Below are 26357 nucleotides of genomic sequence, written 5' to 3'. Positions count from 1 at the left end.
TCAAGCGTCAGGCAGTGCCTGGAACGGGGTTTCCTTGTCGCTGCGCTCCTTGCGGCCCAGGGCGGCGTAGCCGACCTTGAGGGCAAAGAACAGCACGCTGAACACCACCAGCAGGAACAGGATGGTCAGGCCAGCATTGGTGTAGGCGTTGAAGATAACGTGCTGCATCTGCCCGATATCCTTGGCCGGGGCCAATACCTGACCGGCGTCCAGAGCGGTGCTGTATTTCTTGGCCAACGCCAGGAAACCAACAGCCGGGTTCGGGTCGAACAGCTTGATCAGGCCCGCCGCCGTGGTGCAGATCAGCAGCCAGGCTGCCGGCAGCAGGGTGACCCAGATGTAGCGCTCGCGCTTCATCTTGATCAGGACCACGGTGCCCAGCATCAGGGCAATACCCGCCAGCATCTGGTTGGAGATACCGAACAGCGGCCACAAGGTGTTGATGCCACCCAGCGGGTCGATCACGCCTTGGTACAGCAGGTAACCCCACAGCGCCACGCAACCGCCGGTGGCCAGCAGGTTGGCACCCCACGATTCGGTGCGTTTCAGGGCCGGCACGAAGCTGCCCAGCAGGTCCTGCAGCATGAAGCGCCCGGCACGGGTACCGGCGTCTACCGCTGTGAGGATGAACAGCGCCTCGAACAGGATCGCGAAGTGATACCAGAATGCCATGGTGTTTTCACCCGGCAGCACCTGGTGCAGGATCTGCGCAATACCTACCGCCAGGGTCGGTGCACCACCGGCACGGGCCAGAATGGTGTGCTCGCCGATGTCGCGGGCGACCGCCTCCAGTTGCTCGGGGGTGATCAGGAAGCCCCAACTGCTTACCGTCTGAGCCACCGACGCAACGTCGGCGCCAACCACGGCCGCCGGGCTGTTCATGGCGAAATACACACCCGGCTCGATCACCGAGGCCGCAACCATGGCCATGATGGCGACGAACGATTCCATCAGCATGCCGCCATAGCCGATGTAGCGGGCGTTGGTTTCGTTATCCAGCAACTTGGGCGTGGTGCCCGAGGAAATCAGCGCGTGGAAGCCGGATACCGCACCACAGGCAATGGTGATGAACAGGAACGGGAACAGAGTACCCTTCCACACCGGGCCGGTGCCGTCGGTGAACTGGGTCAGCGCCGGCATTTTCAGCTCGGGCATGGTCACCAGGATGCCGATGGCAAGGGCGATGATGGTGCCGATCTTGAGGAAGGTCGACAGGTAGTCACGCGGCGCAAGTACCAGCCATACCGGCAACACTGCAGCGACGAAACCGTAGCCGACCAGCATCCAGGTGATCTGCACACCCGTGAAGGTGAACGCCGGGCCCCACACCGGATCTGCAGCAATCTGGCCCCCCAGCCAGATCGAAGCCAGCAGCAGCACCACGCCGATGATCGAGATCTCGCCGATGCGGCCTGGGCGGATGTAGCGCATGTAGACGCCCATGAACATCGCGATCGGGATGGTCGCCATCACCGTGAACATGCCCCATGGGCTTTCGGCGAGAGCCTTGACCACGATCAACGCCAACACCGCCAGGATGATGATCATGATCAGGAAGCAGCCGAACAGGGCGATGGTGCCCGGAATGCGGCCCATCTCTTCGCGCACCATGTCGCCCAGCGAGCGGCCATTGCGGCGGGTAGACAGGAACAGGACCATGAAGTCCTGTACCGCACCGGCCAGCACCACGCCGGCGATCAGCCACAGCGTGCCGGGCAGGTAGCCCATTTGCGCGGCGAGCACCGGGCCCACCAGGGGACCAGCGCCAGCGATGGCGGCGAAGTGGTGACCGAAAAGAATGTGTTTGTTGGTCGGGACGTAGTCCAGGCCATCATTGTTGAGCACCGCCGGGGTGGCCCGGCGCGGGTCGAGTTGCATCACTTTGGTGGCGATGAACAGGCTGTAGTAGCGATAGGCGACCAGGTAGATGGCCACTGCCGCGACCACGATCCACAAGGCGTTGATCGCCTCGCCGCGACGCAGGGCAACCACACCCAACGCGCATGCGCCTATGACTGCCAGCGCCAGCCACGGAATGTGGCGTAGCAGGCTATTATTGTTGTTCATGGTTAGCTTCCAGCTGGTGGATTGGAAAGACCGCCCACCGAGTCTAGGGCCAGTCAAGCGGCATTGCCATACTTGCTTTGGTCTAGAGCCTCTGCGGCCAGATTGCAGTACCTGATGCACATACCCATCTAACTATAGTCAGGATGTCACCCGAGGGCCCTACGCCATGAGCGATCACGACGAACGCCGCCGTTTCCAGCGAATCGACTTCGACGCCCCTACCGAACTCCGTCAAGGTGTCAAACGCTGGCCTGCCAAGTTGCTCGACTTGTCACTCAAGGGCTTGCTGGTAGAGCGCCCGGAGAAATGGGACGCCGACCTGACTCAGGACTTCGACGCGATCATCCATCTGGACTCGCACACCCAGGTGAAAATGCAAGTCGAACTGCGCCACGAAGAAGAAGACCGGCTGGGTTTCATTTGCCTGTACATCGACATCGAATCGATGTGCCATTTGCACCGTCTTGTGGAATTGAACGTGGCCGACAGCACCGAAATGATGCGTGAACTGCGTCAACTCATCGAATAATGAAATCTCTTAGCTAGCTAATAGCTTCTCCACCGGGTGTTTCCTGTCTACCCAGACAGCTTTAAGGCTGGGTAGCAGAACTTTGTACACACCCCTTTAATACAGCTTATGACGAGTTGGTACGGCTTCTGCATTGGGTTTTCGCACCCCGTGCAAGCGTTTCTGTGCGCGCTCCAATCAAAATATTGTATACAATTTTTGTAGCAATGATTTGTAGGAAGTGTCTACAGTAGCGGCACAACAATAAACAGAGAGCCTGCTCCATGACTACGTCCCCTAGCACGTCTCCCGCCCAGCGCCCCGAGGACGAAAACCTCGGGTTGGGTGCCAACCTGGCCTATGGTCTGCAGCATGTGCTGACCATGTATGGCGGGATCGTCGCGGTACCCCTGATCCTGGGCCAGGCCGCTGGCCTGAACGGCGCTGAAATCGGCATGCTGATCGCCGCCTCGCTGTTTGCCGGTGGCTTGGCCACCTTGCTGCAAACCCTCGGCCTGCCGTTCTTTGGTTGCCAGTTGCCGCTGGTGCAGGGCGTATCGTTCGCCGGTGTGGCGACCATGGGGGCAATCCTCAGCAGCGAGGGCGGCGGCGGCTTGCCGGGCGTGCTCGGTGCGGTCATGGCGGCATCGCTGATCGGGTTCCTGATCACCCCAGTGTTCTCGCGCATCACCAAGTTCTTCCCACCGCTGGTGACCGGCATTGTCATCACCACCATCGGCCTGACCCTGATGCCGGTAGCTGCCCGCTGGGTGATGGGCGGCAACAGCGCTTCGCCCGAGTTCGGCAGCGTGGCCAACATCGGCCTGGCGGCACTGACCTTCGCCATCGTGCTCCTGCTGAGCAAACTCGGCAGCGCAACCATCTCGCGGCTGTCGATCCTGCTGGCCATGGTGGTCGGCACGCTGATCGCCTGGGCGCTGGGCATGGCTGACTTCAGCAAGGTCACCGAAGGCCCGATGTTCGCCTTCCCTACGCCGTTCCACTTCGGCATGCCGGAATTCCATATCGCCGCGATCCTGTCGATGTGCATCGTGATCATGGTGACCCTGGTGGAAACTTCGGCCGACATCCTCGCCGTAGGTGAAATCATCGATACCAAGGTCGACTCCAAGCGCCTGGGCAACGGCCTGCGCGCCGACATGGCATCGAGCATCCTGGCACCGATCTTCGGCTCGTTCACCCAGAGCGCATTCGCCCAGAACGTCGGCCTGGTGGCGGTGACCGGCGTCAAGAGCCGCTACGTGGTGGCCACCGGTGGCGTCATCCTGGTGGTGCTCGGCCTGCTGCCGATCATGGGCCGGGTGATTGCTGCCGTGCCGACCCCGGTGCTGGGCGGCGCCGGCATCGTGCTGTTCGGTACCGTAGCGGCCAGTGGTATCCGTACCCTGTCCAAGGTCAGCTACAAGAACAACGTCAACCTGATCATCGTCGCGGCCTCGCTGGGCTTTGGCATGATCCCGATTGCCGCACCGACCTTCTACCACCACTTCCCGAACTGGTTCGAGACCATCTTCCACTCGGGCATCAGCTCGGCAGCGATCATGGCCATTCTGCTGAACCTGATCTTCAACCACTTCACCACCGGCAACTCGGAAAACCAGTCGGTGTTCGCTGCAGCCTACGAGCGCACCATCCAGTATTCGGACATTTCCGCGCTGCGAGATGGCGACTACTTCAAGGATGGCAAGCTGTTCGATGCCGAAGGTAATGAAGTGCCGATGCTGGAACTGGACGAGCACGGTAATGAAACGGTCAGGCGCACGGCGGTAGCCGAGCACTGACCGCCAGCAGGAGCGAGCTCGCTCGCTCCTGCACATTATTCGAACAATGCATCCAGCGCCTGTTCCAGCCGTGTCACGGCTATCACCTGCAACCCCGCCGGCGCCTCTTTTGGCGCATTGCCCTTGGGCACGATCGCCCGCTTGAAGCCATGTTTGGCTGCTTCCTTCAAACGCTCCTGCCCACTGGGCACTGGCCGCACTTCACCCGACAGGCCGATCTCGCCAAATACCAGCAGGCCATGGGCCAACGGCCGGTTGCGCAAGCTGGACATCACCGCGGCCAGCAGCGCCAGGTCCGAAGCTGTTTCCAGCACCTTCACCCCGCCGACCACGTTGAGGAATACGTCCTGATCATGGGTCGGAATACCACCATGGCGGTGCAGCACCGCCAGCAGCATGGCCAGGCGGTTCTGGTCCAGGCCCAGGGTGACCCGGCGCGGGTTGGCCAGGTGGCTGTCGTCGACCAGCGCCTGCACCTCGACCAGCATCGGCCGCGTGCCCTCCCACGTTGCCATCACCACACTGCCGGGCACCTCTTCCTGAGTACGGTTGAGGAAGATCGCCGAGGGGTTGGACACCTCTTTCAGGCCACGGTCGGTCATGCCGAACACGCCCAGTTCGTTAACCGCGCCAAAACGGTTCTTTACCGCCCGCAGCAGGCGCAGACGGCCATCAGACTCGCCCTCGAAATACAGCACGGTATCGACCATGTGCTCCAGCACCCGCGGGCCGGCCAGCGAGCCTTCCTTGGTCACGTGGCCGACGAGGAATATCGCCGTACCACTCTGTTTCGCGTAACGCACCAGCAATGCCGTGCTTTCGCGCACCTGGGCCACGCCGCCGGGGGCCGATTGCAATTGCTCCGTGAAAATGGTCTGGATCGAGTCGATCACCATTACCCGCGGTTTTTCGACCCGCGCCGTGGCAATGATGGTCTCGATGCAGGTTTCGGTCATCACCTTGAGCTTGTCCTGCGGCAGGCCCAAGCGCCGCGAGCGCATGGCGACCTGCTGCTGCGACTCTTCACCGGTGACATACAGTGCCGGCATGCCCACCGCGATATTGCACAAGGTCTGCAGCAGGATGGTCGACTTGCCGATGCCGGGGTCGCCGCCGATCAGCACCACCGAACCATCCACCAGACCGCCGCCGAGCACGCGGTCCAGCTCGGTGCTGCTGGTGGTGAAACGCGGGATTTCCTCGACACTGACCTCGGCCAGGGTCTTGATCTGCGCCTGCTGCCCGGTCCAGCCGGCGCGGCCGCTGCTGGGCGCCGCGGCACCGCCGCTTTCGATCATGGTTTCGACCAGGGTGTTCCAGGCCCCGCATTCGCCGCACTGGCCGGCCCATTTGGGGAAGGTCGCGCCGCACTCGGTGCAGCCATACAAGCGCTTGGCCTTGGCCATGGGTGGGGTCTCCTGGAAAAAACCGCCATCATAGCCGAGCAGGACGTGTCTCGAACGCATCGGGATGCGACAAAACTATTCGTTCTAACTACAGTCACTACCCCTGTACACAGCGCATGAAGCGTTTTAGTGGCTTACACTGCGTTAACCTTACCTTTTGTTACAAGGATCTAAACATGGGCATGCTCAATGAGTTCAAGGCCTTCGCGGTCAAAGGCAATGTCGTCGACATGGCGGTTGGTATCATCATCGGCGCGGCCTTCGGCAAGATCGTCTCGTCCTTCGTCGGCGACGTGATCATGCCGCCACTGGGCCTGTTGATCGGGGGCGTGGACTTCAGCGACCTGGCCGTTACCCTCAAGGCAGCCCAAGGTGACGTGCCGGCGGTGGTGCTGGCGTATGGCAAGTTCATCCAGACCGTGATCGACTTCGTGATCGTGGCCTTTGCCATCTTCATGGGAGTGAAGGTGATCAACCGCCTGAAACGTGAAGAGGCCGTGGCGCCGACTGCACCGCCGGTGCCTTCTGCCGAAGAAACCTTGCTGACCGAAATTCGCGACTTGCTCAAGACGCAGAACCAGAACCGCTTGCCTTGAGCATGCCGGGGCTGCCTGGCAGCCCCGCTGGCCTTACCAGTAATTCTCTACAGCCACCTGCCCCGGTCGCTTGCTCAGGCTCAGTTGAAGGTCACGCGCCTTCAACACCTTGCGCGTCTCGTCGATCATTTCTGGGTTGCCGCAGAGCATCACCCGCGAATGCTCGGGCGAAAATTCCAGCCCCGCAGCCTTCTCCAGCTCGCCATTCTCGATCAAGGTGGTTATGCGCTGGTTCAACGCCCCCGGGTGCTGCTCGCGGGTCACCACCGGAATGAACTGCAGCTTGCCGGCAAACTCGGCCAGGTAATCGCGCTGCTCAAGCCCGGCGATTTCTTCCACATAGGCCAGTTCCTGGGCTTCACGCACCGAATACACCAGCTTGATGTTGTCGAAGCGCTCCCACGCCTCGAAGTCCTGCAAAATCGACATGAACGGGGCAATCCCGGTACCGGTAGCCAGCAGCCACAAGTCGCGTCCACCGACAAACCGGTCAAGGGTTAGAAAGCCGAAGGCCTGGCGGTCGATCAGCAAGGTATCGCCCGCACCCAGCCGGCTCAGTTCACTGGTGAACTCACCGCCTGGCACCACGATGGAGAAGAAGTCGAGGTGCTCGTCATGGGGCGCGCTGACCATGGAATAGGCGCGCCACACCACACTGCCATCAGCCTTGGCCACGCCCAGGCGGGCAAACTGGCCGGAACGGAAGCGGAACCCGGCATCGCGCGTAACCCGCAGGCTGAAGAGGTTCGGCGTCAGTGGCTGAACATCGAGCAGGGTCTGGCGGGTGAATTTTTCGGCGCTAGCGGTCATAGGGGGCTCCAGGTTTGGCGTGTGCACAGTGTCGCTTAAAGTGGCCCGGATAAAAACCATCGCTTTGTAGGGCCACATCGAGGGTGATTGTGCCGAAGTCGCAGAAAAACATGACCGCTATAACAAAAAAATCCCAACGCCATGGTAGGTCTTTTCCTACAATGACCCGGGTACTCAAACGGATTGGATCCTGTAACCCCAAGGAGTGTTTCAGATGCTTCACTGGAAACCTGAGCATCTACATGCGTTTGTCAGCGAACGCAGCCCGCGGAAGCTGTTCGACATCGCAGTGCACCTGGCACAGGATCTGGGCATGGACTACCTCGGGTTGAACATTCGCATCCAGATCGCCACGCAGACGCCCAGAGTCTATCTGTACAGCAACTACCCAGATGAATGGATCGAGCGTTACCAGCGCGACGAGTTCTACAAGCAGGACCCGGCCGCCAATGTCAGCCATACCTCGACCATGCCAGTACTCTGGACTGACGACCTGTATCGCGAAGCCCCGCACTATCGGGAAGCGGCTTGCCGGCATGGCCTGCGTCATGGCTGGACACAGTCACTGCACGACCTGCAGCACAACGAAAGCCAGATCAGCGTGGCCCGCCCCGTCGGCAACATCGGCATCAACGAACTTTACGACAAAGCCGGCAGCGTGCAGTGGCTGTGCCACACCCTGCATTCCGTGCTGGGCGAATACCACCTGAGCGCGCTGTGCCCACCGCAGCCGAAAATGAGCGAGCGCGAACTGGAAGTGCTGAAATGGTCGGCCGCCGGTAAGACCGCTGCCGATGTCGCCTGCATATTGTCGTTGTCGCAAAGCACGGTGAACTTCCATATCCGCAGCGTCATCACCAAGACCAACGCCGCCAACAAGGCCGGCGCCATCGCTATCGCCGCCCTGCGTGGCTGGATCTGACCTTCAAACCTGCGACCTTGGGCAAAGCCCTGTAGAATCGCCCGGCAAAGCCCGGGGCGAACCGCAACGGGCAGTTTCATACCCGAGCCAGACGCCATGCCCCTGCTGACCACCCCCTACGCCGAACTCGACCTGATCCGCCAGCCGGAGCAGGCCAACGACCCGCTGCAGGCTTTTGATGCCGCCGACGAGTACCTGCTTGCGCAGTTGCACGAACAGGCACCTGCCGAAAACTGCCGGGTACTGGTGCTCAACGACAGTTTCGGCGCCTTGGCCGCCAGCCTGGCTGGCAAGGTGCACGTGGTCAGCAGCGGCGATTCGCATCTGGCGCACCTGGCGCTGGAAAAGAACCTGGCGCGCAATGGTCTGCCGTTCGACAGTGTTCCGTTCGTGACGGCCAGCGAACATTGGCAAGGCCCGTTCGACCGCGTACTGGTGCGTGTGCCCAAGACCCTGGCCCTGCTCGAAGAGCAACTGATTCGCCTGCAGGGCCACCTCGCACCCGGTGCGCAGGTGATTGCCGGGGCCATGATCAAGCACCTGCCTCGGGCAGCCGGAGAGCTGATGGAAAAGCACATCGGCCCGGTACAGGCCTCGCTGGCGCAGAAAAAGGCCCGCTTACTCACTGCGACGGTGGCCGAACGCCCTGCCACCCGCTCCCCCTACCCCAGCCGCTACCGCCTCGACGCGCCGGCGCTGGAGTTGGTCAACCATGCCAACGTGTTCTGCCGTGAGGGCCTGGATATCGGTACCCGGGCGTTCCTGCCGCACCTGCCACGCGACCTTGGCCGTGCGCGGGTAGCCGACCTGGGCTGTGGCAACGGTGTGCTGGCGATTGCAAGCGCGCTGGCGAACCCCGATGCCGAATATACCTTGGTTGACGAATCGTACATGGCGGTGCAATCGGCGCGGGAAAACTGGCAAGCTGCACTGGGTGAACGCCCGGCGGTTTTCGAGGCGGCCGATGGCTTGGCCGGGGTCGAGAAGCAGTCGCTGGACGTGGTGCTGTGCAACCCGCCGTTCCACCAGCAGCAGGTAGTGGGCGATTTTCTTGCCTGGCGCATGTTCCAGCAGGCGCGCGAAGCGCTGGTGGTGGGTGGGGCGCTGTATATCGTGGGTAACCGCCACCTGGGCTACCACAGCAAGCTGGCGCGGTTGTTCCGCGGGGTCGAGCAGGTGGCGGCTACGCCCAAATTCGTCATCCTGAAAGCTCGCAAGTAGGCGCTATAGGCTCAAGCTGTGGGAGCGGGCTTGTCCCGCGAACTGGACACCGCCGATGTTCGCGCGGCAAGCCCGCTCCCACAAAGACTCCGCTTTTCTTAATGGGTGGTAAGGCCAGCAGCCCCCATGAACAGGCGCATCACCCAAGCCGCCACGCCCAGCGCGGCAACACTCATCGCCCAGATCAGCACTAGCCAACCCAGCCGCTGCCACAGTGGCTTCTTGTCTTCCAAGCCATGCTTGCCAGTCATCATCCGGACCTCCTAGTGATAGCCGTCTTCGTGGGTCACCTTGCCGCGGAACACGTAGTAGCTCCAGAAGGTATACATGAGGATGAACGGCAGGATGAACAACGTGCCCACTAGCATGAAGCCCTGGCTCTGCGGTGGCGCTGCGGCGTCCCAGATCGAGATCGACGGCGGAATGATGTTCGGCCACAGGCTGATGCCCAGGCCGCTGTAGCCGAGGAAGATCAGCACCAGGGTGAGCAGGAATGGCGTGTAGTGAGCATTGCGCGCCACCGCCTTGAGCAACCCATAGAAGGTCACCAGCACCAGCAGCGGCACCGGCATGAACCACAGCAGGTTGGGCATGCTGAACCAGCGGTCGGCGATCTGCGGGTAGGCAATGGGCGTCCACAGGCTGACGATACCAATCACTGCCAGCAGCACCAGCGCCAGTGGCCGGGCAATGTCGTGCATCGTTTTCTGCAGCGACCCTTCGGTTTTCATGATCAGCCAGGTGCAACCCAGCAAGGTGTAGGCCACGATCAGCCCCAGCCCGCTGAACAGGCTGAACGGGGTCAGCCAGTCGAGCGTGCCACCAGCGAAATGCCGGTCGACCACCTTGAACCCCTCCAGGAAGGCGCCCAGTGCCACGCCCTGGAAGAAGGTGGCAACCAGCGAACCCCAGATGAACGCCTTGTCCCAGATATGCCGCTTCTCGGCGGTGGCCTTGAAGCGGAACTCGAAGGCCACGCCGCGGAAAATCAGACCAATGAGCATCAGGATCAACGGCAGGTAAAGCGCTTCGAGCACCACCGAGTAGGCCATCGGAAACGCCCCGAACAGCCCCGCCCCACCCAGTACCAGCCAGGTTTCATTGCCGTCCCACACCGGGGCGACGGTGTTCATCATCACATCACGGTCATGCTCGCCCTTGACGAACGGGAAGAGCATGCCGATCCCCAGGTCGAAACCATCCATCACCACGTACATCATGACGCCGAAGATGATGATCACGGCCCAGATCAGCGGAAGGTCGATACCCATGGCTCAGTTCCCCTTGTTCAGGCTGACGGTGTTGGCCTCGTGGCCATCATCGGCGGCGGACAGCGGCCGCGCCGGGGTGCGTTTGGTGCCAGGGCCACCGGGGTTGGTCTCGTCCCCCTCACCGGTCTGCGGGCCTTTGCGCACCAGGCGCATCATGTAACCAAGGCCAGTGCCGAACAGGGCGAAGTACACCACCACGAAGGCTACCAGGGTAAAACCGAGCTGGGCGTAACTGTGGTTGGACACACCGTCGGCGGTGCGCATCAGGCCGTACACCACCCACGGCTGGCGGCCGATTTCGGTGGTGAACCAGCCGGCCAGCAACGCGACCAGCCCGGAGGGTCCCATCCACAGCGCCACATGCAGGAACGGCCGAGAGCTGTAGAGCGTGCCGCGCTTGCGCAGCCACAGGCTCCACAGGCCCACGAAGATCATCAGGAAGCCGAGGCCGACCATGATCCGGAACGACCAGAACACAATGGTCGAGTTGGGCCGATCTTCAGGCGGGAACTCCTTCATTGCTGGTACCTGTTTGTCCAGGCTGTGGGTCAGGATCAGGCTGCCCAACGCCGGAATTTCGACCTTGAAGCGGGTAGTCTCGGCCTTCATGTCGGGGATGCCGAACAGGATCAGCGGGGTCGGCTCGCCGGGCACGTTTTCCCAGTGGCCTTCGATCGCCGCAATTTTCACCGGTTGGTGCTTGAGCGTATTGAGCCCGTGGAAATCCCCGATCACAGCCTGGATAGGGGCGACGATCAGCGCCATCCACATGGCCATCGACAGCATCTTGCGCACTGCCGGGTTATCCCGCCCACGCAGCAGGTGCCAGGCCGCCGAGGCACCGACGAAGAACGCGGTCGAAACGAACGCAGCCGTAGCCATGTGCATCAGGCGGTAGGGGAACGAGGGGTTGAACACCACTGCCAGCCAGTCCACCGGTACCACCCGGCCATCGATGATCTCGTGGCCTTGCGGGGTTTGCATCCAACTGTTGGAGGCCAGAATCCAGAACGTCGAGACCAGCGTGCCGAGTGCCACCATGACCGTGGAGAAGAAGTGCAGGCCACGGCCGACGCGGTTCCAGCCGAACAGCATGACCCCCAGGAAACCGGCCTCGAGGAAGAAGGCGGTGAGGACTTCGTAGGTAAGCAATGGGCCGGTGACGGCGCCGGCAAAGTCGGAGAAGCGGCTCCAGTTGGTGCCGAATTGATACGCCATGACCAAGCCAGAGACCACGCCCATGCCGAAGTTGACGGCGAAGATCTTCGACCAGAAATGGTAGAGGTCACGATAGACCTGGTGGTGGGTCCGCAGCCAAAGGCCTTCGAGGACTGCCAGGTAGCTGGCCAAACCAATGGTGATGGCCGGGAACAGGATGTGGAACGACACGGTAAAGGCAAACTGCATTCGGGCGAGCTCTAGAGCCTCTATTCCGAACATGGTGCTTCCTCTTCAGATAATCCGGCGTCTGGGCTTGTGGCCCCGTCGCCCACTGCCCCCACTTGGTCGAGCACGGCGCATTGGAATTGTTCTGTTCGATCGCAGGGATTCCGGCCCATAGGGCCAATTCGTTAGCTCTGGAACGATTGACCCAGATCAACGACTGCTAGGAAGCATAGTCCCGAATGGCCAGATGGGCCGTGCGGTTGATTGCCGCGTGACCAGTTGCCCCACCCTCTATCATGCGGCGTTGAAAGCTGCTGATTTGGGCAAACAGTAACCGTTTGTTACAAACAGATGGTACGCTGCGCCCCCTCCTCTACTGCGCCGAGGCCCCTGGTTTCCGATGTCCGATTCCGCACCGCAGTTGTTGCGTCACCACCGCCCTTTCCTGGCTTTCTGGCTGGCCCGTGTGTTCACCGCCAGCGGTTTTCAGATGCTCACCGTGGCCATTGGCTGGCACCTCTACCAGTTGACCGGCAACGTGCTGGACCTGGGCCTGGTCGGCCTGGTCGAATTCGCCCCACGGGTGCTGTTCATGCTGCACACCGGGCATGTCGCCGACCGCTATGACCGGCGCAAGGTCGCCGCCGTGTGCCAGAGCCTGCAGGGGCTCATTGCCCTGGCGCTGGCCGTGGGCAGCGCCACCGACAACGTCACCCGCGAGCTGATTTTCGCGTTGGCCTTCGTGCTCGGCGCGACGCGCTCGTTCGAAATGCCCGCGACCCAGGCACTGTTGCCCAATGTGGTGCCGCCCAGTCTGTTCCCCCGGGCAGTGGCGGCGTCGGCGTCGGCCACGCAGTCGGCGACCATCGTCGCGCCAGCGGTGGGTGGCTTCTTGTATGCCTTCGGCAGCATCTGGGTATACGGCCCCACCGTGGCCCTGTACGCCATCGCCTGCGTGCTGACACTGAGCCTGCAGGCGCGCGGCCAGGTCGCCCAGCGCGGGCGTGCCAGCATCGAGTCGCTGCTGGCGGGCATCCGCTTCATCCGCAGCCGCCCCGACATCCTCGGCGCCATTTCGCTGGACCTGTTCGCCGTGCTGCTGGGCGGCGCCACGGCGTTGCTGCCGGTATTCGCCAAGGACATTCTGCTGACCGGCCCGATGGGCCTCGGCCTGCTGCGCTCGGCACCAGCGGTGGGCGCGTTGCTGATGTCACTGTGGCTGGCGCGGTTCCCGTTCGAGCGCAACGTCGGGCGCACCATGTTCACCGCCGTAGGCATTTTCGGTGTGGCAACCATTGCCTTCGGCCTGTCGACCTCGTTCTGGTTCTCGCTGGCGGTGCTGGTGGTGCTGGGCGCGGCAGACATGATCAGCATGGTCATTCGCAGTTCATTCGTGCAGCTGGAAACGCCCGATGAAATGCGCGGGCGCGTGAGCGCGGTGAACGGGCTGTTCATTGGTGCTTCAAACCAGCTCGGTGAGTTCGAATCCGGGGTGACGGCGCACTGGTTTGGCACAGTGCCAGCGGTAGTGATGGGTGGGGTGGGCACGTTGGTGGTGACTGGGGTTTGGATAAAACTGTTCCCCACACTGGCCAAGCGGGACCGGTTGCATAACGGCTGATGGGTTGCCTGTTGTGGCGCGATCGCCGGCACAGGCTGCAATAACCCATTCCCCAACGGCCATAGGCCCCCGCCATGCATGCTGGTATGATGCGCGGCTTTTTTCCGCCCCACACAAAACCACGGCAACCGGTACGGTCTGTGCTTTGCTGATGGGGTCGATATATTCATGGCGCCGGGGGCGCCTTGGGGAGCGGGCATGCTGGAAAGGCTGTTTCAACTAAGAGCACACAACACCAACGTGCGCACCGAGATTCTCGCGGGCGTCACTACCTTCCTGGCCATGGCCTACATCCTGTTCGTCAACCCGAGCATTCTCGGCGAGACCGGCATGGACAAGGGGGCGATCTTCGTTGCCACCTGCCTGGCCGCGGCCATCGGCTCCACCACCATGGGCCTGATCGCCAACTACCCGATCGCCCTGGCGCCGGGCATGGGGCTGAACGCGTTCTTCACCTACACCGTGGTGCTGCACATGGGCCACACCTGGCAAGTGGCGCTGGGTGCAGTTTTCCTGTCGGCGGTGATGTTCTTCCTGCTGTCGATCTTCCGCATTCGCGAATGGATCGTGAACAGCATCCCGCTGCCGCTGCGCTCGGCAATTGCCGCTGGTATCGGCCTTTTCCTGGCGCTGATCGCGCTGCATAACGCGGGTATCGTCGTCGATAACCCGGCTACGCTGGTAGGTTTGGGTGACCTCAAGCAACCGGCTCCGATCCTCGCTACCCTGGGCTTCTTCCTGATCGTCGGCCTGGAGTCGCTGAAGGTCCGCGGCGCCGTGCTGATCGGCATCCTGGCAGTGACCGTCGCTTCGATCGTGATGGGCGTTACGCCATTCGGCGGCATCGTATCCATGCCACCATCGCTGGCGCCGACCTTCCTGCAACTGGACATCGCTGGCGCGCTGGACGTGGGCTTGGTCAGCGTGATCTTCGCCTTCCTGTTCGTCGACCTGTTCGACAACTCCGGCACCCTGATCGGCGTGGCCAAGCGCGCAGGGCTGATGGGCAAGGATGGCCACATGCCGAAGATGGGCCGTGCCCTGATCGCCGACAGCACCGCCGCCATGGCCGGTTCGCTGCTGGGTACTTCGACCACCACCAGCTACATCGAGTCTGCTGCTGGCGTGAGCGCCGGCGGCCGCACTGGCCTGACCGCCATCGTCGTCGCCGTGCTGTTCCTGCTGGCGCTGTTCTTCGCCCCGCTGGCCGGTAGCGTACCTGCCTTCGCCACTGCCCCGGCGCTGCTGTTCGTCGCAGTGCTGATGGCCTCGGGCCTGGCAGAAATAAACTGGGACGACGTGACCGAAGCCGCGCCGGTTGTAGTGACTGCCCTGGCCATGCCGCTGACCTACTCGATCGCCAACGGCATCGCCTTCGGCTTCATCTCCTGGACTGCCGTCAAGCTGATTTCGGGCCGCCACCGCGACCTGAACCCGGCGCTGGTGATCCTTTCCATCCTGTTCGTCATCAAGCTGGGCTGGTTCAACGCATGAGTGCTGCTTTCGACCCCTCCTCCTACGCCACCCAGCTGGACGCCAAGGTGGCCCGGCTGCGCGAGCTGCTGGCGCCGTTTGGCGCGCCGGAGCCGGCTGTTTTCGACTCGCCGCGCGAGCACTACCGCCTGCGTGCCGAGTTCCGCCTGTGGCGCGAGGACGGCCAACGCCACTACGCCATGTTTGCCCCGGGCGAGAAGCACAAGGCAATCCTGATCGAAGATTTCCCAATCGCCAGCCAGCGCATCAATGAGTTGATGCCACGCCTGAAGGCGGCCTGGCAGGCTAGCGAAGCGCTGGGCAACCGCCTGTTCCAGGTGGAGTTCCTTACCACCCTGGCTGGCGATGCCATGGTCACCCTGTGCTACCACCGCCCGCTGGACGAGGCCTGGGAAGTGGCGGCGCGGCAATTGGCCGAGGACCTGGGCGTGAGCATCATTGGCCGCTCCAAGGGCAAGCGCCTGGTGATCGGCCGAGACTATGCGATGGAAAAACTCGACGTGGCCGGCCGTGTGTTCAGCTATCGCCAGCCGGAAGGCGCATTCACCCAGCCCAACGGTGCGGTGAACCAGAAGATGCTCAGCTGGGCCTTCGAGGCGATGGGCGAGCGTGAGGATGACCTGCTGGAGCTGTATTGCGGCAACGGCAACTTCACCCTGCCACTGGCCACTCGCGTGCGTCAGGTGCTGGCGACCGAGATCAGCAAGACGTCAGTCAATGCTGCGCTGAGCAACCTCGACGAGAACGCTGTGGATAACGTGCGGCTGGTGCGTTTGTCGGCAGAGGAGCTGACCCAGGCGCTGAATGAGGTGCGACCGTTCCGTCGCCTGGAAGGCATCGACCTGAAGCGCTATCAGTTCGGTACCGTGTTCGTCGACCCACCGCGGGCCGGGATGGATCCGGATACCTGTGAGCTGACCCGGCGGTTCGAGCGGATCCTGTACATCTCGTGCAACCCCGAAACACTGGCGGCGAACATTGCCCAGTTGCAGGATACCCACCGCATCGAGCGTTGCGCGTTGTTTGACCAGTTCCCGTATACCCATCATATGGAGAGTGGGGTGCTGCTGGTTCGGCGCTGATCGTCGGATCGCTGGGGCTGCGTTGCAGCCCCAGGCATTGATTCAGAAGTCGAAGAACACCGTCTCCCCTTCCCCCTGAATACGGATATCGAAGCGATACGCCGTCTTCCCGTCCACTTCGCAACGCTTGGCAATCAGCGTCTCGCGGCGCTGCGGCTGCTCGATCAGGTTGAGCACCGGGCACTTGGCATTGGCCTGGGCCTCATCATCGAAATACAGGCGCGTGTGCAGGTGGATGTTGATCCCCCGCGCGAACAAGCTGATGTTGATGTGCGGCGCCATCGGCACGCCAGCAGCGTTGTTCACCACACCCGGCTTGACCGTGTGCAGGGTCCACTCGCCGGCATCGAAGGTGGTGGCGGTGCGGCCAAAGCTGTTGAAGGCGTTTTCCAGGTTGTAGGCATCCTGGTACTCGCCATTGGCATCGGCTTGCCACACTTCCAGGAACGAGTCGCGCACCAGGTGGCCGTTACCGTCGTATACCTGGCCGAGCAGCAGAATATGTTCGCCCGGCGCGTCCGGCTTGGCCAGGCGGTTCCAGATTTCCTGATCGCGGGTTGGGTTGCCGGCCGCTTCCAGGGCCAGGCCGATGTGCACGTAGGGGCCGGCGGTCTGCGAAGGGGTTTCCGGCAGCAGTTCGATTGGCATGGCGGGGTCCTCAGCAGTTTTCGAAGTGGGTCTTGCGCTGGCCGCGCAGCACGATGTCGAAGCGGTAGGCCAGGCAGTCCATCGGGTTGGCGTTGCTCATGTCGAGCTTGGCGATCAACTGCTGCACGGCTTCAGGGTTGGCGATCGACTTGACGATCGGGCACATCGGGATGAGGGGGTCACCTTCGAAATACAGCTGGGTGATCAGCTTGGTGGCAATCGACGGGCCGCTGATGGCGAAGTGGATGTGCGCCGGACGCCAATCGTTCGGGCCGTTGCGCCATGGGTACGGGCCCGGCTTGATGGTGCGGAAGCTGTAGTAGCCATCACGGTCGGTCAAGCAGCGGCCGACGCCACCGAAGTTCGGGTCCAGCGGTGCCAGGTAGCGGTCGTTCTTGTGGCGATAGCGGCCGCCGGCGTTGGCTTGCCACATCTCTACCAGGGTATTCGGCACAGGCTTGCCGTACTGGTCGACGACGCGGCCGGCAACGATGATGCGCTCACCGATCGGCAGGCCACCGTTGTTGAAGTTCAGCAGCAAGTCATGGTCGTGGGCGCCGAAGCCCAGGTGGGAAAAGTCCGGACCAGTGGTTTCACTGATCGACTGTGGAATGCTGACCAGTGCCTGGCGCGGCGAGCGGGCAATGGACGTCTTGTAGTCAGGCGTAAGGGCTTTAGGGTGCCAGTTGCGATCACGGATCACGAAGCGGCTGTTGTCCTGGGCGGGCATGCCGGTTTCCTCTCTTGGAATTATGAGAACGCCTGGGCGTGGCAGGCGGACTTGCAGTTTCGAGCATGTCGCGCGCGATGAATATTGAATTGAGCTGCTTGCAACATAACCATTTGGTTATGGGTTAACAGCTTGGTCTGACACCAGGCGCAGTCGTGGACTAATCTTGTCTACTTGTTTCACGCTCCGGAGAGCATTCATGGAATGGCGAAAAGGCCGACGCAGCGACAATGTGGTCGATGCCCGAGGCGAAGGTGGCGGTGGCGGCGGCATGCGTTTCGGCGGCGGCAAGGGGCTAGGCCTTGGGGCAATCCTGCTGATTGTCGGCATCGGCTGGCTCACCGGGCAGGACCCGTTGCAGATTCTTGGCCAGCTCACCGGCCAGATGGAGCAGCAACAACAGCAGACGGCGCCCAGTGGGGCGGGCGGCAAGGCGCCACCGGCAAATGACCAGCAAGCCGAGTTCGTTGCCTCGGTCCTGGGCGATACCGAGGACACCTGGAAAGCGCTGTTCGCTGAAGCCGGCAAGCAATACCGCGACCCTAAACTGGTACTGTTCAGTGGCCAGGTCAATTCAGCCTGTGGCTTTGCATCGGCGGCGGTGGGACCGTTCTACTGCCCGGCGGACCAGCGGGTTTACCTCGACATGTCGTTCTTCCGCGAAATGGAAACCCGCTTCGCGGCAGCTGGTGACTTCGCCCAGGCTTATGTGATCGCCCACGAAATCGGCCACCATGTGCAGACCTTGTTGGGTGTTTCGGCCAAGGTCGATGCCGCCCGCCGCAGCGGTCAGCGCATGGAGGGTGACAACGGGTTGCTGGTGCGCCAGGAACTGCAGGCCGACTGCCTGGCCGGGGTATGGGCCTACCAGGCACAGAAGCGCCTGAACTGGCTGGAACCGGGTGATGTCGAGGAGGCACTCAACGCAGCCAATGCCATTGGCGATGACCGCCTGCAACAGCAAGGCCGTGGCCGCGTGGTACCGGACTCGTTCACCCATGGCACCTCGGCGCAGCGGGTGCGTTGGTTCAAGGCCGGGTTTGCCCAAGGTGAGGTGAACAGCTGCGATACTTTCAGTTCGCGCAACCTCTGATACCCGGCCCGACAGGCTGACGCGGTCGCTTCAGGAACGGCGGTAGCCGCGAACACCGGCAAAGCTGGTGCCATCTACCGCGTCGCCTGCTTCGCGGGTGAACCCGCTCCCACAGCGCCCGCGCCAGAGCGCTTGCTCATATTTTGCTGAAAAAGCGTTTCAGCTTCCGCATTCATTGCCGATAACCCCTGCACGAGTCAGCGGGCACCCAGAACAACAACGCCTGGCGATCGAAGATCAAGCGAGCGAAAACTACTTCTGGAGAGCGTGCATGAACAGCTGGTTCGCCAACATCAGCGTCAACCTCAAACTCGGCCTGGGCTTCGGCCTGGTGCTGGTCCTTACCGGCCTGCTGGCTCTGACCGGCTGGACCAGCCTCGGCAGCCTGATCGATCGCAGCAACTGGATGGGTGACATTGGCCAGCTGAACAAGGACCTCACCGACCTGCGCATCGCGCGCCTGCAGTACATGATCGCCAACGGCGACGATGCCGCAGCCGCCAACACCCAGGCCAAGTTGGACGCCTTCAGCAAGCAACAGGCCTACCTGTCCAGCACCTTCAAGAGCCCGGAAAACGTCAAGCTGCTGGGTGAACTGGGCGAGACCATCAGCGCCTACAAGTTGTCGCTGAACAAGATGCGCCAAGGCTACGACGCTACCCGCTCCGCACGTACAGCCATGGACAGCTCAGCCTCCCGCGCCGACCAGGCCATGGACGTGCTCAGTCAGGAAGTAATGGCGCGCCCAGAAGCCGACAGCACGCGCCTGGCCCAGTACCAGCTGATCAGCAAGGCCCGCCAGCAACTGCTGCAGGTGCGCATCGACGTGCGTGGCTATATTGCCGACAACAGTGCCGCCAACGAGCAAGCCGCTCTGCGCCAGCTGGACGCCGCACTGGCCGATGTCGACAACCTCAAGCGCCAGCTGCCTACCGAAGAAGCTCGCCTGCAACAGTTCGAAAGCGCGGTGCTGGCCTACCGCAACGCCGTGAGCCAGTTCCGCGACGCGGTCGCCAACATCACCACCTCACGCGCCGAAATGACCGTGCAGGGTGCCGATATCGTCAAGCGCAGCGATGCGCTGTACAAGATCCAGCTGGAGCGCCGCGACATCGAGAGCAGCCAGGCTCGCAGCCTGCAGGCCATCGCCACGCTACTGGCGCTGCTGGTCGGCGTGCTGGCAGCGGTGCTGATTACCCGTCAGATCACCCGCCCGCTGCACGACACCCTGGTGGCGGTGGAGAAGATCGCCAGCGGCGACCTCACCCAGCACCTGCGCGTCACCCGCCGCGATGAACTGGGTGTGCTGCAACAGGGCATCGCGCGCATGGGCACGACCCTGCGCGAGCTGATCAGTGGCATCCGTGATGGCGTCACGCAGATCGCCAGCGCCGCCGAAGAGCTGTCGGCAGTCACCGAACAGACCAGCGCCGGCGCCAACAGCCAGAAGGTTGAGACCGACCAGGTGGCCACCGCCATGCACGAAATGGCGGCCACCGTTCAGGAGGTCGCGCGCAACGCCGAGCAGGCCTCACATGCCGCCACCAATGCCGACGACGAAGCCCGCGCTGGCGACCGCGTAGTGGGTGAAGCGATTGGCCAGATCGAACGCCTGGCCGAGGACATGCATCGCTCCACCGAGGCCATGAACCTGCTGCAGCAGGAAAGCCAGAAAATCGGCAGCGTGATGGACGTGATCAAGTCGGTAGCCGAACAGACCAACCTGCTGGCGCTCAATGCGGCGATCGAGGCGGCACGTGCTGGCGAGGCCGGGCGTGGATTTGCCGTGGTCGCCGACGAAGTGCGTGGCCTGGCCCAGCGCACGCAGAAGTCCACCGAAGAGATCGAAGAGCTGATTGCCAGCCTGCAGCAGGGTACTCAGCAAGTGGCGAACGCCATGCAGGGCAGCCGTACCTTGACCGACAGCAGCGTCGAGTTGGCACGCAAGGCCGGCGCCTCGTTGGAAAACATCACCAGTACGGTTTCGGGCATCCAGTCGATGAACCAGCAGATTGCTGCGGCGGCGGAGCAGCAGAGTGCGGTGGCTGAAGAAATCAGCCGCAGCATCCTGAATGTGCGGGATGTGTCGGAGCAGACCGCAGCGGCCAGCGATGAGACAGCAGCATCGAGTGTCGAGCTGGCACGGTTGGGTGGGCAGTTGCAGATGCTGGTCAGTCAGTTCCGCGTCTGACCTTCGGCGCTGTCCCGACACAAGTCCGCTACCCCATCGATCCACGTACGCCGGTCTTTGGGGAAGCGCCCTTGTGTCGCGCCAGGAAGGCAAGGCCCTCCCGGCGTGCTGACAGGTATTACTTGACGATCATCCCCACCCCACGCCCACGTGGATCGGAAGCGGTCTCCAGCTTCGCACCCTCCACCCGGATCGCCTGGATATCGCCCATCTCCCAACCCTGGTCTTCCAGCACGTAGCCCATCGTCTTCAACTCATCAGCCACCGGCCCGGTCAGCGGGGCATAGCTGTCAAAGTAGATGGTGTCCTTGGGCAGCAACTGGTGATGCACGCGCTGCGCCGCCACGGCCTTGTCCAGCGGCATGCCGTAGTCATACAGGTTATTCATCACCTGGAAGATCGAGGTGAAGATCCGCGACCCGCCCGGGGTGCCGATCACCAGCTCGACCTTGCCGTCACGGGTCATCAGGCTGGGGCTCATGGACGACAGCATGCGCTTGCCCGGTTCGATGGCGTTGGCATCGCCACCGACCACACCAAAGGCATTCGCCGCCCCCGGCTTGGCGCTGAAGTCATCCATCTCGTCGTTCAGCAGGAAGCCCGCCCCCTTCACCACCACGCCACTGCCGTAGTCGAGGTTGAGGGTGTACGTGTTGCTGACCGCGTTGCCCTGTTTGTCGACGATCGAGAAATGCGTAGTCTGGTGCGGCTCCAGGCCCGGCTTGACCTTGTCGGTGTCGGAAATGGCCTTCGGGTTGACCTGCGCAGCGCGCTTGGCCAGATAATCCTTGGCCACCAGCTTGTCCACAGGCACTTTTGTGAAAGCCGGGTCGCCGAGGTAATCCGCCCGGTCGGCGAACACCCGCTTCTCGATCTCGGCCAGCAAATGAATGTACTGCGCCGAATTGTGCGCCACCCCCTTGAAGTCCGCAGCGCGGTCTTCCTTGATGCCCAGCAGCTGGGCCAGGGCAACACCGCCGGAGCTTGGCGGTGGCGCGGTGTAGACCACGTTGCCACGCCAGCTCACGGCCATGGGCTCACGCCATACGGCCTTGTAGTCCTTCAGGTCTTCCTTGGTGATCAGGCCCTTGTCGGCCTGCATCTGGGCCACCAGCAAGTCGGCGGTCTTGCCCTGGTAGAACTCGCTTACGCCCCTGTCGGCGATACGCTCCAGGGTCTGTGCCATTTCCGGCTGCTTGAACAACTCGCCGACCTTCATGTTGCCAAAGTAGTCGTTGAAGTTGGTCGCGGTCTTGAACATGCCTTGGGCATCGTTGCGGTACTGGTATTGCTTTTCCGCCACCTTGAAGCCGTTTTTCGCATAGCCGATGGCCGGGGTCAGCAGCTCGCCCCAGGGCAGCTTGCCGAACTTCTTGTGCGCCTCCCACAGGCCCATCACTGTGCCGGGCACGCCAGCGGCGCGTACACCGACCAGGCTAAGGTTCTCGATCACCTCGCCCTTGTCGTCCAGGTACATGTTGCGCGTGGCAGCCTTGGGCGCAACCTCGCGGTAGTCGAGGAAGTACGGCTTGCCGTCAACGAAGAGGGTCATGAAGCCACCACCGCCGATATTACCGGCCTCGGGGTACGTCACCGCCAGGGTGAATGCCGTGGCCACTGCAGCATCTACCGCGTTGCCGCCCTTTTTCAGGATATCGGCGGCTACCTGTGCACCATATTGATCGGGTGCAGCCACCGCGCCGCCCTCCAGATTGGCGGCGTAAACCGAGGAACAGCTCAGGATCGCGGCTGCGAGAGCCAGGTACTGGAACGGAACAATACGCATGACACTTCCTTGGTGTTGTTTTTGTTGAGCAGTCAGTAAGGCCGAAGCGCTGCGACTGTGCAATCAACCGAAGGAAGTTTCGCCGCCTGTGGACAGGATCTGTCGCGTTCAGGCAACTCAGCAGGCGTACATCGCAAGCTTGCGCTGGATGAAATCGAGAAAGCACTGGATGCGCAGCGCCAACTGGGTGTTACGGTAGTACACCGCGTGGATCGGCTGGCGGTAGCCGTTGTTGGCCTCGCTCAGCAGCACCTGCAGGCGCCCGGCCCGGATGTCTTCGTGGGTCATGAAGTGCGACAGGCTGACGATGCCTTCGCCAGCCAGTGCCAGCTGGCGCAAGGTCTCCCCGCTGGAGGCGATAAGCGCCGGGCGGATGCTCCAGCGATCGCCCTGGGCATGCCGTAGCGGCCAGTGGTTGAGCGACTCGGGTTGGCTGAAGCCAAGCAGGCAATGGTTGGCCAGGTCCTCGACGCGCTGTGGCGTGCCGTGCTGTTCCAGATAGGCCGGGCTGGCCAGCACCTGCACCGGGCTGCAACCCAGGTTACGTGCGTGCAGGCTGGAATCGGCCAGTTCACCAATGCGTATTGCCACATCGGTGCTCTGTTCCAGCAGGTCGATGATCAGGTCGTCGGTGTTCAGCTCCAGCTCGATGCCCGGGTACTGGCGGCGGAACTCGCCGATCCACGGCAGGATGGCATGCAGCATGAATGGCGCAGCGGCGTTGATACGCAGACGCCCGGTGGCGGTCTGGCGGTTCATCGACAGGCGCTCTTCCATGTCGTCCATCTGCTGCAAAATCAAGCGCGCACGCTCGACGAAGAAACGGCCTTCCTCGGTGAGGTCCATGCGCCGGGTAGTGCGGTTCACCAAGGTGGTACCTAGCTTGCCCTCCAGGCGGGACAGGGTGCGGCTGACGGCAGATGGGGTCTGGCCCATCTGCTCGGCAGCGGCAGAGATCGAGCCGCAGTCGATGACGGCGACAAATACCTGGAGTTCTTCGGAGCGGGTTTTCACATCTGGGCCTGTGATTGGAGTCTGCAAAGATTAGATAGCCGCTTGCCGAGGCCAAGTCCAGCGGCGCCTGTACCGGCCTCTTCGCGGGCAACACATTACTGCGCCTTGCCAAACACCTTGTCCAGATGCGCTTCATAGGCCGCCAAGGCCGCCGGCACATCCGGGCGCTTCATCACATCCGTCGCCAGGAAAGTCGGCAGGCCAGTCATGCCAAGGAACTGGTTAGCCTTGTGGAACGGGAAATACACCGCGTCCACACCCCGGCCCTCGAAGAAGTCGCTCGGGTCATCGAAGGCCTGCTGCGGCGCGTTCCAGGTCAGCGACAACATATACTGCTTGCCGTGCACCAAACCACCGCTGCCGTACTTCTGCGTGTGGTCCGACCGGGTACGGCCGTCGTTGGCATACAGGCTGCCGTGGCCAGCGGTGAACACATCATCGACGTACTTTTTCACTGTCCACGGCGCGCCCATCCACCAGCCGGGCATCTGGTAGATCACCACATCGGCCCAGAGGAATTTCTCTACCTCTTGCTGGGCGTCGTAGCCACCATCGATGAACGTTTCACGCACATCGAAACCGGCCCGGTCCAGGTGAGCCACCGCAGCCTGGTGCAACGTTGTGTTGAGGCGACCATCGGAATGGGCGAACTGCTTGCCACCGTTGAGCAGAAGAATCTTTTTCATGCTGGCCTCCGGGCCGTTCCAGAAATTCAGGCCGGCAGGTTAGAGGCTCGCAGGCGGGCGATACAGCCTCTGTAGAGCAAAATACAATTGACCTGAAGTCACGAATACCGCACAGATTATTGCCGTAGAATCTGTTCACCTTCCATCAATGAGTAGCGTCCCATGAGTGAGCAGTTCGCCTTCATCCTCAAAGCCAAGACCCGCCCGGAAATGGCTGATGCCTTCGAAACCCTGTTCCGCCCTTACGTCGAGCCAAGCCGCCAGGAACCGGGCTGCATCGAGTACCACATGCTGCGTGACCAGCAGGACCCGAGCCTGTTTGTGTTTTTCGAAGTGTGGGCCGACCAGGCCGCGCTGGATGTGCACTCGGCGTTGCCACACATGACCGCGTTCTTCGAAAAGCGCATGGACTATCTGGAGCGCGATTTCGATATCCAGCGTGTCGACATGCTCAGCGCCTCGTCCGCTAGCCGTTGATCAGCAGATGGCCGCCAAGTATGGCCAAGCCAATGAAGAAGCAACGCTTGAACAACAGCGCGCTGATGCGCTGACGCAGCCACTGGCCGGCCAGCATGCCGAGCAGGGCTGGCGCCAGCATCAGCAGAGACGCACCCAGCGCCTGCCCGCCCAGGGCATCCTGCCCGGCCAGGCCGACGGCCAAGGCCAGGGTCGAGACGGTGAACGCCAGCCCCAGGGCCTGGATCAACTGCTCCCGGCTCAGGCCCAGGCTCTGCAGGTAGGGCACAGCCGGCATCACGAACACCCCGGTCGCTGCGGTGACCACGCCGGTGATCAGCCCGCAAAGCGGTCCCAGCCAGCGCTCATGCCGCACCTGCAGGTGCAAGCCCGAGCCCATCAGCCCATACAGCGCATACACCAGCAAGGCTGCCCCCAGCGCGTGTACGGCCCATGGACCACTGTTGATCCCCAACCAGGCGCTACCCAGCAAGGTGCCGACAAAGATCAGCGCCAGCATCGGCCCCAGGCGTACCAGCAAACCCCGCAGCTGCCCACCGCTGGCCAGCTGCCACAGGTTGGTGAGGGTTGAAGGAACGATCAGTAATGCTGCTGCCTGCGCCGGTTGCAGAGCCAGGCCCAGCAGGCCCATGGCAATGGTCGGCAGACCGAGGCCAATCACCCCCTTCACCGCCCCTGCCAGCACAAAGGTCAGTACCACCAGCAATGTGAGTGCTGGGCCTATGTTCTGGTAGAAAGCGAGCAAGGTATTCATGGGCCGATGATGCTGATTGCCGGGTGGAATGAAAATCTGCCTTATATTCACCCAGACTCTTGCCTAGGTAGAGCCACATGCATTTCGACCTGATCGACCTGAAGCTTTTTCAGCACACCCTGGAGTGCGGCAATATCACCGCCGGTGCCAGTCGCACCCACCTGTCACTGCCGGCGGCGAGTGCGCGCATTCGTGCCATGGAAGCTTCGCTGGGTATCCCTTTGCTGGAGCGTAATCGCCGTGGCGTCCAGCCGACGCCGGCCGGCCAGGCCCTGTTGCAGCATGCACGGCTGATAGCGCAGCAAGTCGAACGCCTGCAATTCGACCTGGGCCAGTACGCGCAAGGGCAGCAGGGCCAGGTGCGCCTGCTGTGCAACACCGCCGCGCTTACCGAGTACCTGCCCGAACTGCTGGCCAGCTACCTGGCGGCCAACCCCGGGGTCAGCGTGGATGTGCAAGAGCTGCCGAGCTTGCGCATCGTGCAAGCGATCACCCAAGGCATGGCTGACCTTGGCATCGTGTCGACCGCAGCCCCCAGTGATCACCTGCAGACCCGGCCGTTTCGCGACGACCCGCTGGTGCTGGTGACGCCGCTGGGCCACCCGCTGGCCAGTGTGGTGGCCCCCAGCTTCATCGACAGCCTGAGCCATGGCCATGTCGGCCTGGGGGCTGGCAGTGCACTGGCGTTGTATCTGGAAGAACAGGCCCTGCGCGAGGGCCAACGCCTGCGGGTACGTGTGCGGGCAGAGGGGTTTGACGGGGTGCTTCGCATGGTCGCCGGCGGGGCGGGGG

The 26357-nt window shown here is 62.4% G+C and carries 24 protein-coding genes; 12 read left to right on the top strand and 12 right to left on the bottom strand.

All coding sequences use genetic code 11. The features are described 5' to 3' along the window. Positions 1 to 2067 (bottom strand): carbon starvation CstA family protein, encoded by a 2067-nt coding sequence (locus DMX11_RS00120; RefSeq protein ID WP_110742514.1) that lies wholly within the window; start codon positions 2065 to 2067, stop codon positions 1 to 3. Between the two features lie 166 nt (positions 2068 to 2233). On the opposite strand from DMX11_RS00120, the gene DMX11_RS00115 reads away from it, so the two are divergent. Together DMX11_RS00115 and DMX11_RS00110 are read left to right on the top strand one after the other, a co-directional pair. Then, positions 2234 to 2596, top strand: a complete 363-nt coding sequence (locus DMX11_RS00115) for a PilZ domain-containing protein (RefSeq protein ID WP_110742513.1) — start codon at positions 2234 to 2236, stop codon at positions 2594 to 2596. Between the two features lie 263 nt (positions 2597 to 2859). Next, the gene (locus tag DMX11_RS00110; RefSeq protein WP_110742512.1) at positions 2860 to 4377 is read left to right on the top strand and encodes a nucleobase:cation symporter-2 family protein; all 1518 of its coding nucleotides are present in this window, start codon (positions 2860 to 2862) and stop codon (positions 4375 to 4377) included. A 35-nt stretch (positions 4378 to 4412) separates the two neighbouring features. On the opposite strand, the gene radA is transcribed toward DMX11_RS00110, so the two are convergent. Then, on the bottom strand, positions 4413 to 5783 hold the full coding sequence (gene radA, locus DMX11_RS00105) for a DNA repair protein RadA (RefSeq protein WP_110742511.1): 1371 nt from the start codon (positions 5781 to 5783) through the stop codon (positions 4413 to 4415). 176 nt (positions 5784 to 5959) lie between these two features. Here radA and mscL point away from each other — a divergent pair, with 176 nt between their 5' ends. Next, entirely contained in the window at positions 5960 to 6379 is a 420-nt protein-coding gene (gene mscL / locus DMX11_RS00100) for a large-conductance mechanosensitive channel protein MscL (protein ID WP_110742510.1), read from the top strand. Positions 6380 to 6412: 33 nt separating this feature from the next. Here the strand turns inward: mscL and DMX11_RS00095 are convergent, their stop codons facing one another. After that, entirely contained in the window at positions 6413 to 7189 is a 777-nt protein-coding gene (locus DMX11_RS00095; RefSeq protein ID WP_110742509.1) for a ferredoxin--NADP reductase, read from the bottom strand. 214 nt (positions 7190 to 7403) lie between these two features. Here DMX11_RS00095 and DMX11_RS00090 point away from each other — a divergent pair, with 214 nt between their 5' ends. Together DMX11_RS00090 and DMX11_RS00085 are read left to right on the top strand one after the other, a co-directional pair. Next, a complete protein-coding gene (locus tag DMX11_RS00090) occupies positions 7404 to 8111 on the top strand; it encodes an autoinducer binding domain-containing protein (RefSeq protein WP_110742508.1) in 708 nt (235 codons plus the stop codon). Positions 8112 to 8207: 96 nt separating this feature from the next. Then, complete coding sequence (locus DMX11_RS00085) at positions 8208 to 9332, top strand: methyltransferase (protein WP_110742507.1); 1125 nt, start codon at positions 8208 to 8210, stop codon at positions 9330 to 9332. 98 nt (positions 9333 to 9430) lie between these two features. On the opposite strand, the gene DMX11_RS00080 is transcribed toward DMX11_RS00085, so the two are convergent. The 3 genes from DMX11_RS00080 to DMX11_RS00070 are packed head-to-tail and all read right to left on the bottom strand — an operon-like array spanning position 9431 to position 12043. Further along, positions 9431 to 9586, bottom strand: a complete 156-nt coding sequence (locus tag DMX11_RS00080; protein ID WP_060508707.1) for a DUF2474 domain-containing protein — start codon at positions 9584 to 9586, stop codon at positions 9431 to 9433. A 9-nt stretch (positions 9587 to 9595) separates the two neighbouring features. Beyond that, positions 9596 to 10603 (bottom strand): cytochrome d ubiquinol oxidase subunit II, encoded by a 1008-nt coding sequence (cydB, locus tag DMX11_RS00075; protein WP_110742506.1) that lies wholly within the window; start codon positions 10601 to 10603, stop codon positions 9596 to 9598. A gap of 3 nt (positions 10604 to 10606) precedes the next feature. After that, positions 10607 to 12043, bottom strand: coding sequence for a cytochrome ubiquinol oxidase subunit I (locus DMX11_RS00070; RefSeq protein WP_110742505.1), 1437 nt, complete (start codon positions 12041 to 12043; stop codon positions 10607 to 10609). Positions 12044 to 12389: 346 nt separating this feature from the next. Here DMX11_RS00070 and DMX11_RS00065 point away from each other — a divergent pair, with 346 nt between their 5' ends. From DMX11_RS00065 to trmA, 3 genes are all read left to right on the top strand, one after another. Continuing rightward, positions 12390 to 13610: an MFS transporter gene (locus tag DMX11_RS00065; protein WP_110742504.1), complete on the top strand. Its 1221-nt coding sequence runs from the start codon at positions 12390 to 12392 to the stop codon at positions 13608 to 13610. A gap of 198 nt (positions 13611 to 13808) precedes the next feature. After that, positions 13809 to 15104, top strand: a complete 1296-nt coding sequence (locus DMX11_RS00060; RefSeq protein ID WP_110742503.1) for an NCS2 family permease — start codon at positions 13809 to 13811, stop codon at positions 15102 to 15104. Beyond that, the gene (trmA, locus tag DMX11_RS00055; protein ID WP_110742502.1) at positions 15101 to 16186 is read left to right on the top strand and encodes a tRNA (uridine(54)-C5)-methyltransferase TrmA; all 1086 of its coding nucleotides are present in this window, start codon (positions 15101 to 15103) and stop codon (positions 16184 to 16186) included. Before DMX11_RS00060 ends, trmA begins: the two co-directional genes overlap by 4 nt. Positions 16187 to 16228: 42 nt before the next feature. Here trmA and pcaG read toward each other — a convergent pair whose 3' ends face one another. Beyond that, entirely contained in the window at positions 16229 to 16834 is a 606-nt protein-coding gene (pcaG, locus tag DMX11_RS00050) for a protocatechuate 3,4-dioxygenase subunit alpha (protein WP_003251601.1), read from the bottom strand. A gap of 10 nt (positions 16835 to 16844) precedes the next feature. Next, positions 16845 to 17564: a protocatechuate 3,4-dioxygenase subunit beta gene (gene pcaH, locus DMX11_RS00045; protein ID WP_051100860.1), complete on the bottom strand. Its 720-nt coding sequence runs from the start codon at positions 17562 to 17564 to the stop codon at positions 16845 to 16847. A 199-nt stretch (positions 17565 to 17763) separates the two neighbouring features. On the opposite strand from pcaH, the gene DMX11_RS00040 reads away from it, so the two are divergent. Together DMX11_RS00040 and DMX11_RS00035 are read left to right on the top strand one after the other, a co-directional pair. Then, complete coding sequence (locus DMX11_RS00040; RefSeq protein WP_110742501.1) at positions 17764 to 18657, top strand: neutral zinc metallopeptidase; 894 nt, start codon at positions 17764 to 17766, stop codon at positions 18655 to 18657. A gap of 271 nt (positions 18658 to 18928) precedes the next feature. Then, positions 18929 to 20848 (top strand): methyl-accepting chemotaxis protein, encoded by a 1920-nt coding sequence (locus DMX11_RS00035; protein ID WP_110742500.1) that lies wholly within the window; start codon positions 18929 to 18931, stop codon positions 20846 to 20848. Positions 20849 to 20966: 118 nt separating this feature from the next. Here the strand turns inward: DMX11_RS00035 and ggt are convergent, their stop codons facing one another. The 3 genes from ggt to DMX11_RS00020 form a co-directional block, all read right to left on the bottom strand. Beyond that, on the bottom strand, positions 20967 to 22634 hold the full coding sequence (gene ggt / locus DMX11_RS00030) for a gamma-glutamyltransferase (protein WP_110742499.1): 1668 nt from the start codon (positions 22632 to 22634) through the stop codon (positions 20967 to 20969). Positions 22635 to 22751: 117 nt separating this feature from the next. After that, positions 22752 to 23648, bottom strand: a complete 897-nt coding sequence (locus DMX11_RS00025; protein ID WP_110742498.1) for a LysR family transcriptional regulator — start codon at positions 23646 to 23648, stop codon at positions 22752 to 22754. Positions 23649 to 23743: 95 nt separating this feature from the next. Next, positions 23744 to 24334, bottom strand: a complete 591-nt coding sequence (locus tag DMX11_RS00020; RefSeq protein WP_110742497.1) for an NAD(P)H-dependent oxidoreductase — start codon at positions 24332 to 24334, stop codon at positions 23744 to 23746. 162 nt (positions 24335 to 24496) lie between these two features. Here DMX11_RS00020 and DMX11_RS00015 point away from each other — a divergent pair, with 162 nt between their 5' ends. Beyond that, positions 24497 to 24811, top strand: a complete 315-nt coding sequence (locus DMX11_RS00015) for a putative quinol monooxygenase (protein ID WP_110742496.1) — start codon at positions 24497 to 24499, stop codon at positions 24809 to 24811. On the opposite strand, the gene DMX11_RS00010 is transcribed toward DMX11_RS00015, so the two are convergent. Next, positions 24801 to 25565 (bottom strand): sulfite exporter TauE/SafE family protein, encoded by a 765-nt coding sequence (locus DMX11_RS00010; RefSeq protein WP_110742495.1) that lies wholly within the window; start codon positions 25563 to 25565, stop codon positions 24801 to 24803. The two genes, DMX11_RS00015 and DMX11_RS00010, sit on opposite strands and share 11 nt — an antisense overlap. Positions 25566 to 25642: 77 nt before the next feature. On the opposite strand from DMX11_RS00010, the gene DMX11_RS00005 reads away from it, so the two are divergent. After that, the coding region (locus DMX11_RS00005) for a LysR substrate-binding domain-containing protein (protein WP_110742494.1) at positions 25643 to 26357 on the top strand (715 nt) is incomplete at its 3' end.

It is taken from the genome of Pseudomonas sp. LB-090624 (genome assembly GCF_003205205.1).
GTDB lineage: Bacteria > Pseudomonadota > Gammaproteobacteria > Pseudomonadales > Pseudomonadaceae > Aquipseudomonas.
The sequence above is the reverse complement of the archived record's forward strand: the minus strand, read 5'-3'. Positions and strand labels throughout refer to the sequence as shown.

What these genes read in the sequence shown, in the direction of transcription:
- DMX11_RS00120 (WP_110742514.1), bottom strand. Translation starts at nt 2,067, where the DNA reads ATGAACAACAATAATAGCCTGCTACGCCACATTCCGTGGCTGGCGCTG.
- DMX11_RS00115 (WP_110742513.1), top strand. Translation starts at nt 2,234, where the DNA reads ATGAGCGATCACGACGAACGCCGCCGTTTCCAGCGAATCGACTTCGAC.
- DMX11_RS00110 (WP_110742512.1), top strand. Translation starts at nt 2,860, where the DNA reads ATGACTACGTCCCCTAGCACGTCTCCCGCCCAGCGCCCCGAGGACGAA.
- radA (WP_110742511.1), bottom strand. Translation starts at nt 5,783, where the DNA reads ATGGCCAAGGCCAAGCGCTTGTATGGCTGCACCGAGTGCGGCGCGACC.
- mscL (WP_110742510.1), top strand. Translation starts at nt 5,960, where the DNA reads ATGGGCATGCTCAATGAGTTCAAGGCCTTCGCGGTCAAAGGCAATGTC.
- DMX11_RS00095 (WP_110742509.1), bottom strand. Translation starts at nt 7,189, where the DNA reads ATGACCGCTAGCGCCGAAAAATTCACCCGCCAGACCCTGCTCGATGTT.
- DMX11_RS00090 (WP_110742508.1), top strand. Translation starts at nt 7,404, where the DNA reads ATGCTTCACTGGAAACCTGAGCATCTACATGCGTTTGTCAGCGAACGC.
- DMX11_RS00085 (WP_110742507.1), top strand. Translation starts at nt 8,208, where the DNA reads ATGCCCCTGCTGACCACCCCCTACGCCGAACTCGACCTGATCCGCCAG.
- DMX11_RS00080 (WP_060508707.1), bottom strand. Translation starts at nt 9,586, where the DNA reads ATGATGACTGGCAAGCATGGCTTGGAAGACAAGAAGCCACTGTGGCAG.
- cydB (WP_110742506.1), bottom strand. Translation starts at nt 10,603, where the DNA reads ATGGGTATCGACCTTCCGCTGATCTGGGCCGTGATCATCATCTTCGGC.
- DMX11_RS00070 (WP_110742505.1), bottom strand. Translation starts at nt 12,043, where the DNA reads ATGTTCGGAATAGAGGCTCTAGAGCTCGCCCGAATGCAGTTTGCCTTT.
- DMX11_RS00065 (WP_110742504.1), top strand. Translation starts at nt 12,390, where the DNA reads ATGTCCGATTCCGCACCGCAGTTGTTGCGTCACCACCGCCCTTTCCTG.
- DMX11_RS00060 (WP_110742503.1), top strand. Translation starts at nt 13,809, where the DNA reads ATGCTGGAAAGGCTGTTTCAACTAAGAGCACACAACACCAACGTGCGC.
- trmA (WP_110742502.1), top strand. Translation starts at nt 15,101, where the DNA reads ATGAGTGCTGCTTTCGACCCCTCCTCCTACGCCACCCAGCTGGACGCC.
- pcaG (WP_003251601.1), bottom strand. Translation starts at nt 16,834, where the DNA reads ATGCCAATCGAACTGCTGCCGGAAACCCCTTCGCAGACCGCCGGCCCC.
- pcaH (WP_051100860.1), bottom strand. Translation starts at nt 17,564, where the DNA reads ATGCCCGCCCAGGACAACAGCCGCTTCGTGATCCGTGATCGCAACTGG.
- DMX11_RS00040 (WP_110742501.1), top strand. Translation starts at nt 17,764, where the DNA reads ATGGAATGGCGAAAAGGCCGACGCAGCGACAATGTGGTCGATGCCCGA.
- DMX11_RS00035 (WP_110742500.1), top strand. Translation starts at nt 18,929, where the DNA reads ATGAACAGCTGGTTCGCCAACATCAGCGTCAACCTCAAACTCGGCCTG.
- ggt (WP_110742499.1), bottom strand. Translation starts at nt 22,634, where the DNA reads ATGCGTATTGTTCCGTTCCAGTACCTGGCTCTCGCAGCCGCGATCCTG.
- DMX11_RS00020 (WP_110742497.1), bottom strand. Translation starts at nt 24,334, where the DNA reads ATGAAAAAGATTCTTCTGCTCAACGGTGGCAAGCAGTTCGCCCATTCC.
- DMX11_RS00015 (WP_110742496.1), top strand. Translation starts at nt 24,497, where the DNA reads ATGAGTGAGCAGTTCGCCTTCATCCTCAAAGCCAAGACCCGCCCGGAA.
- DMX11_RS00010 (WP_110742495.1), bottom strand. Translation starts at nt 25,565, where the DNA reads ATGAATACCTTGCTCGCTTTCTACCAGAACATAGGCCCAGCACTCACA.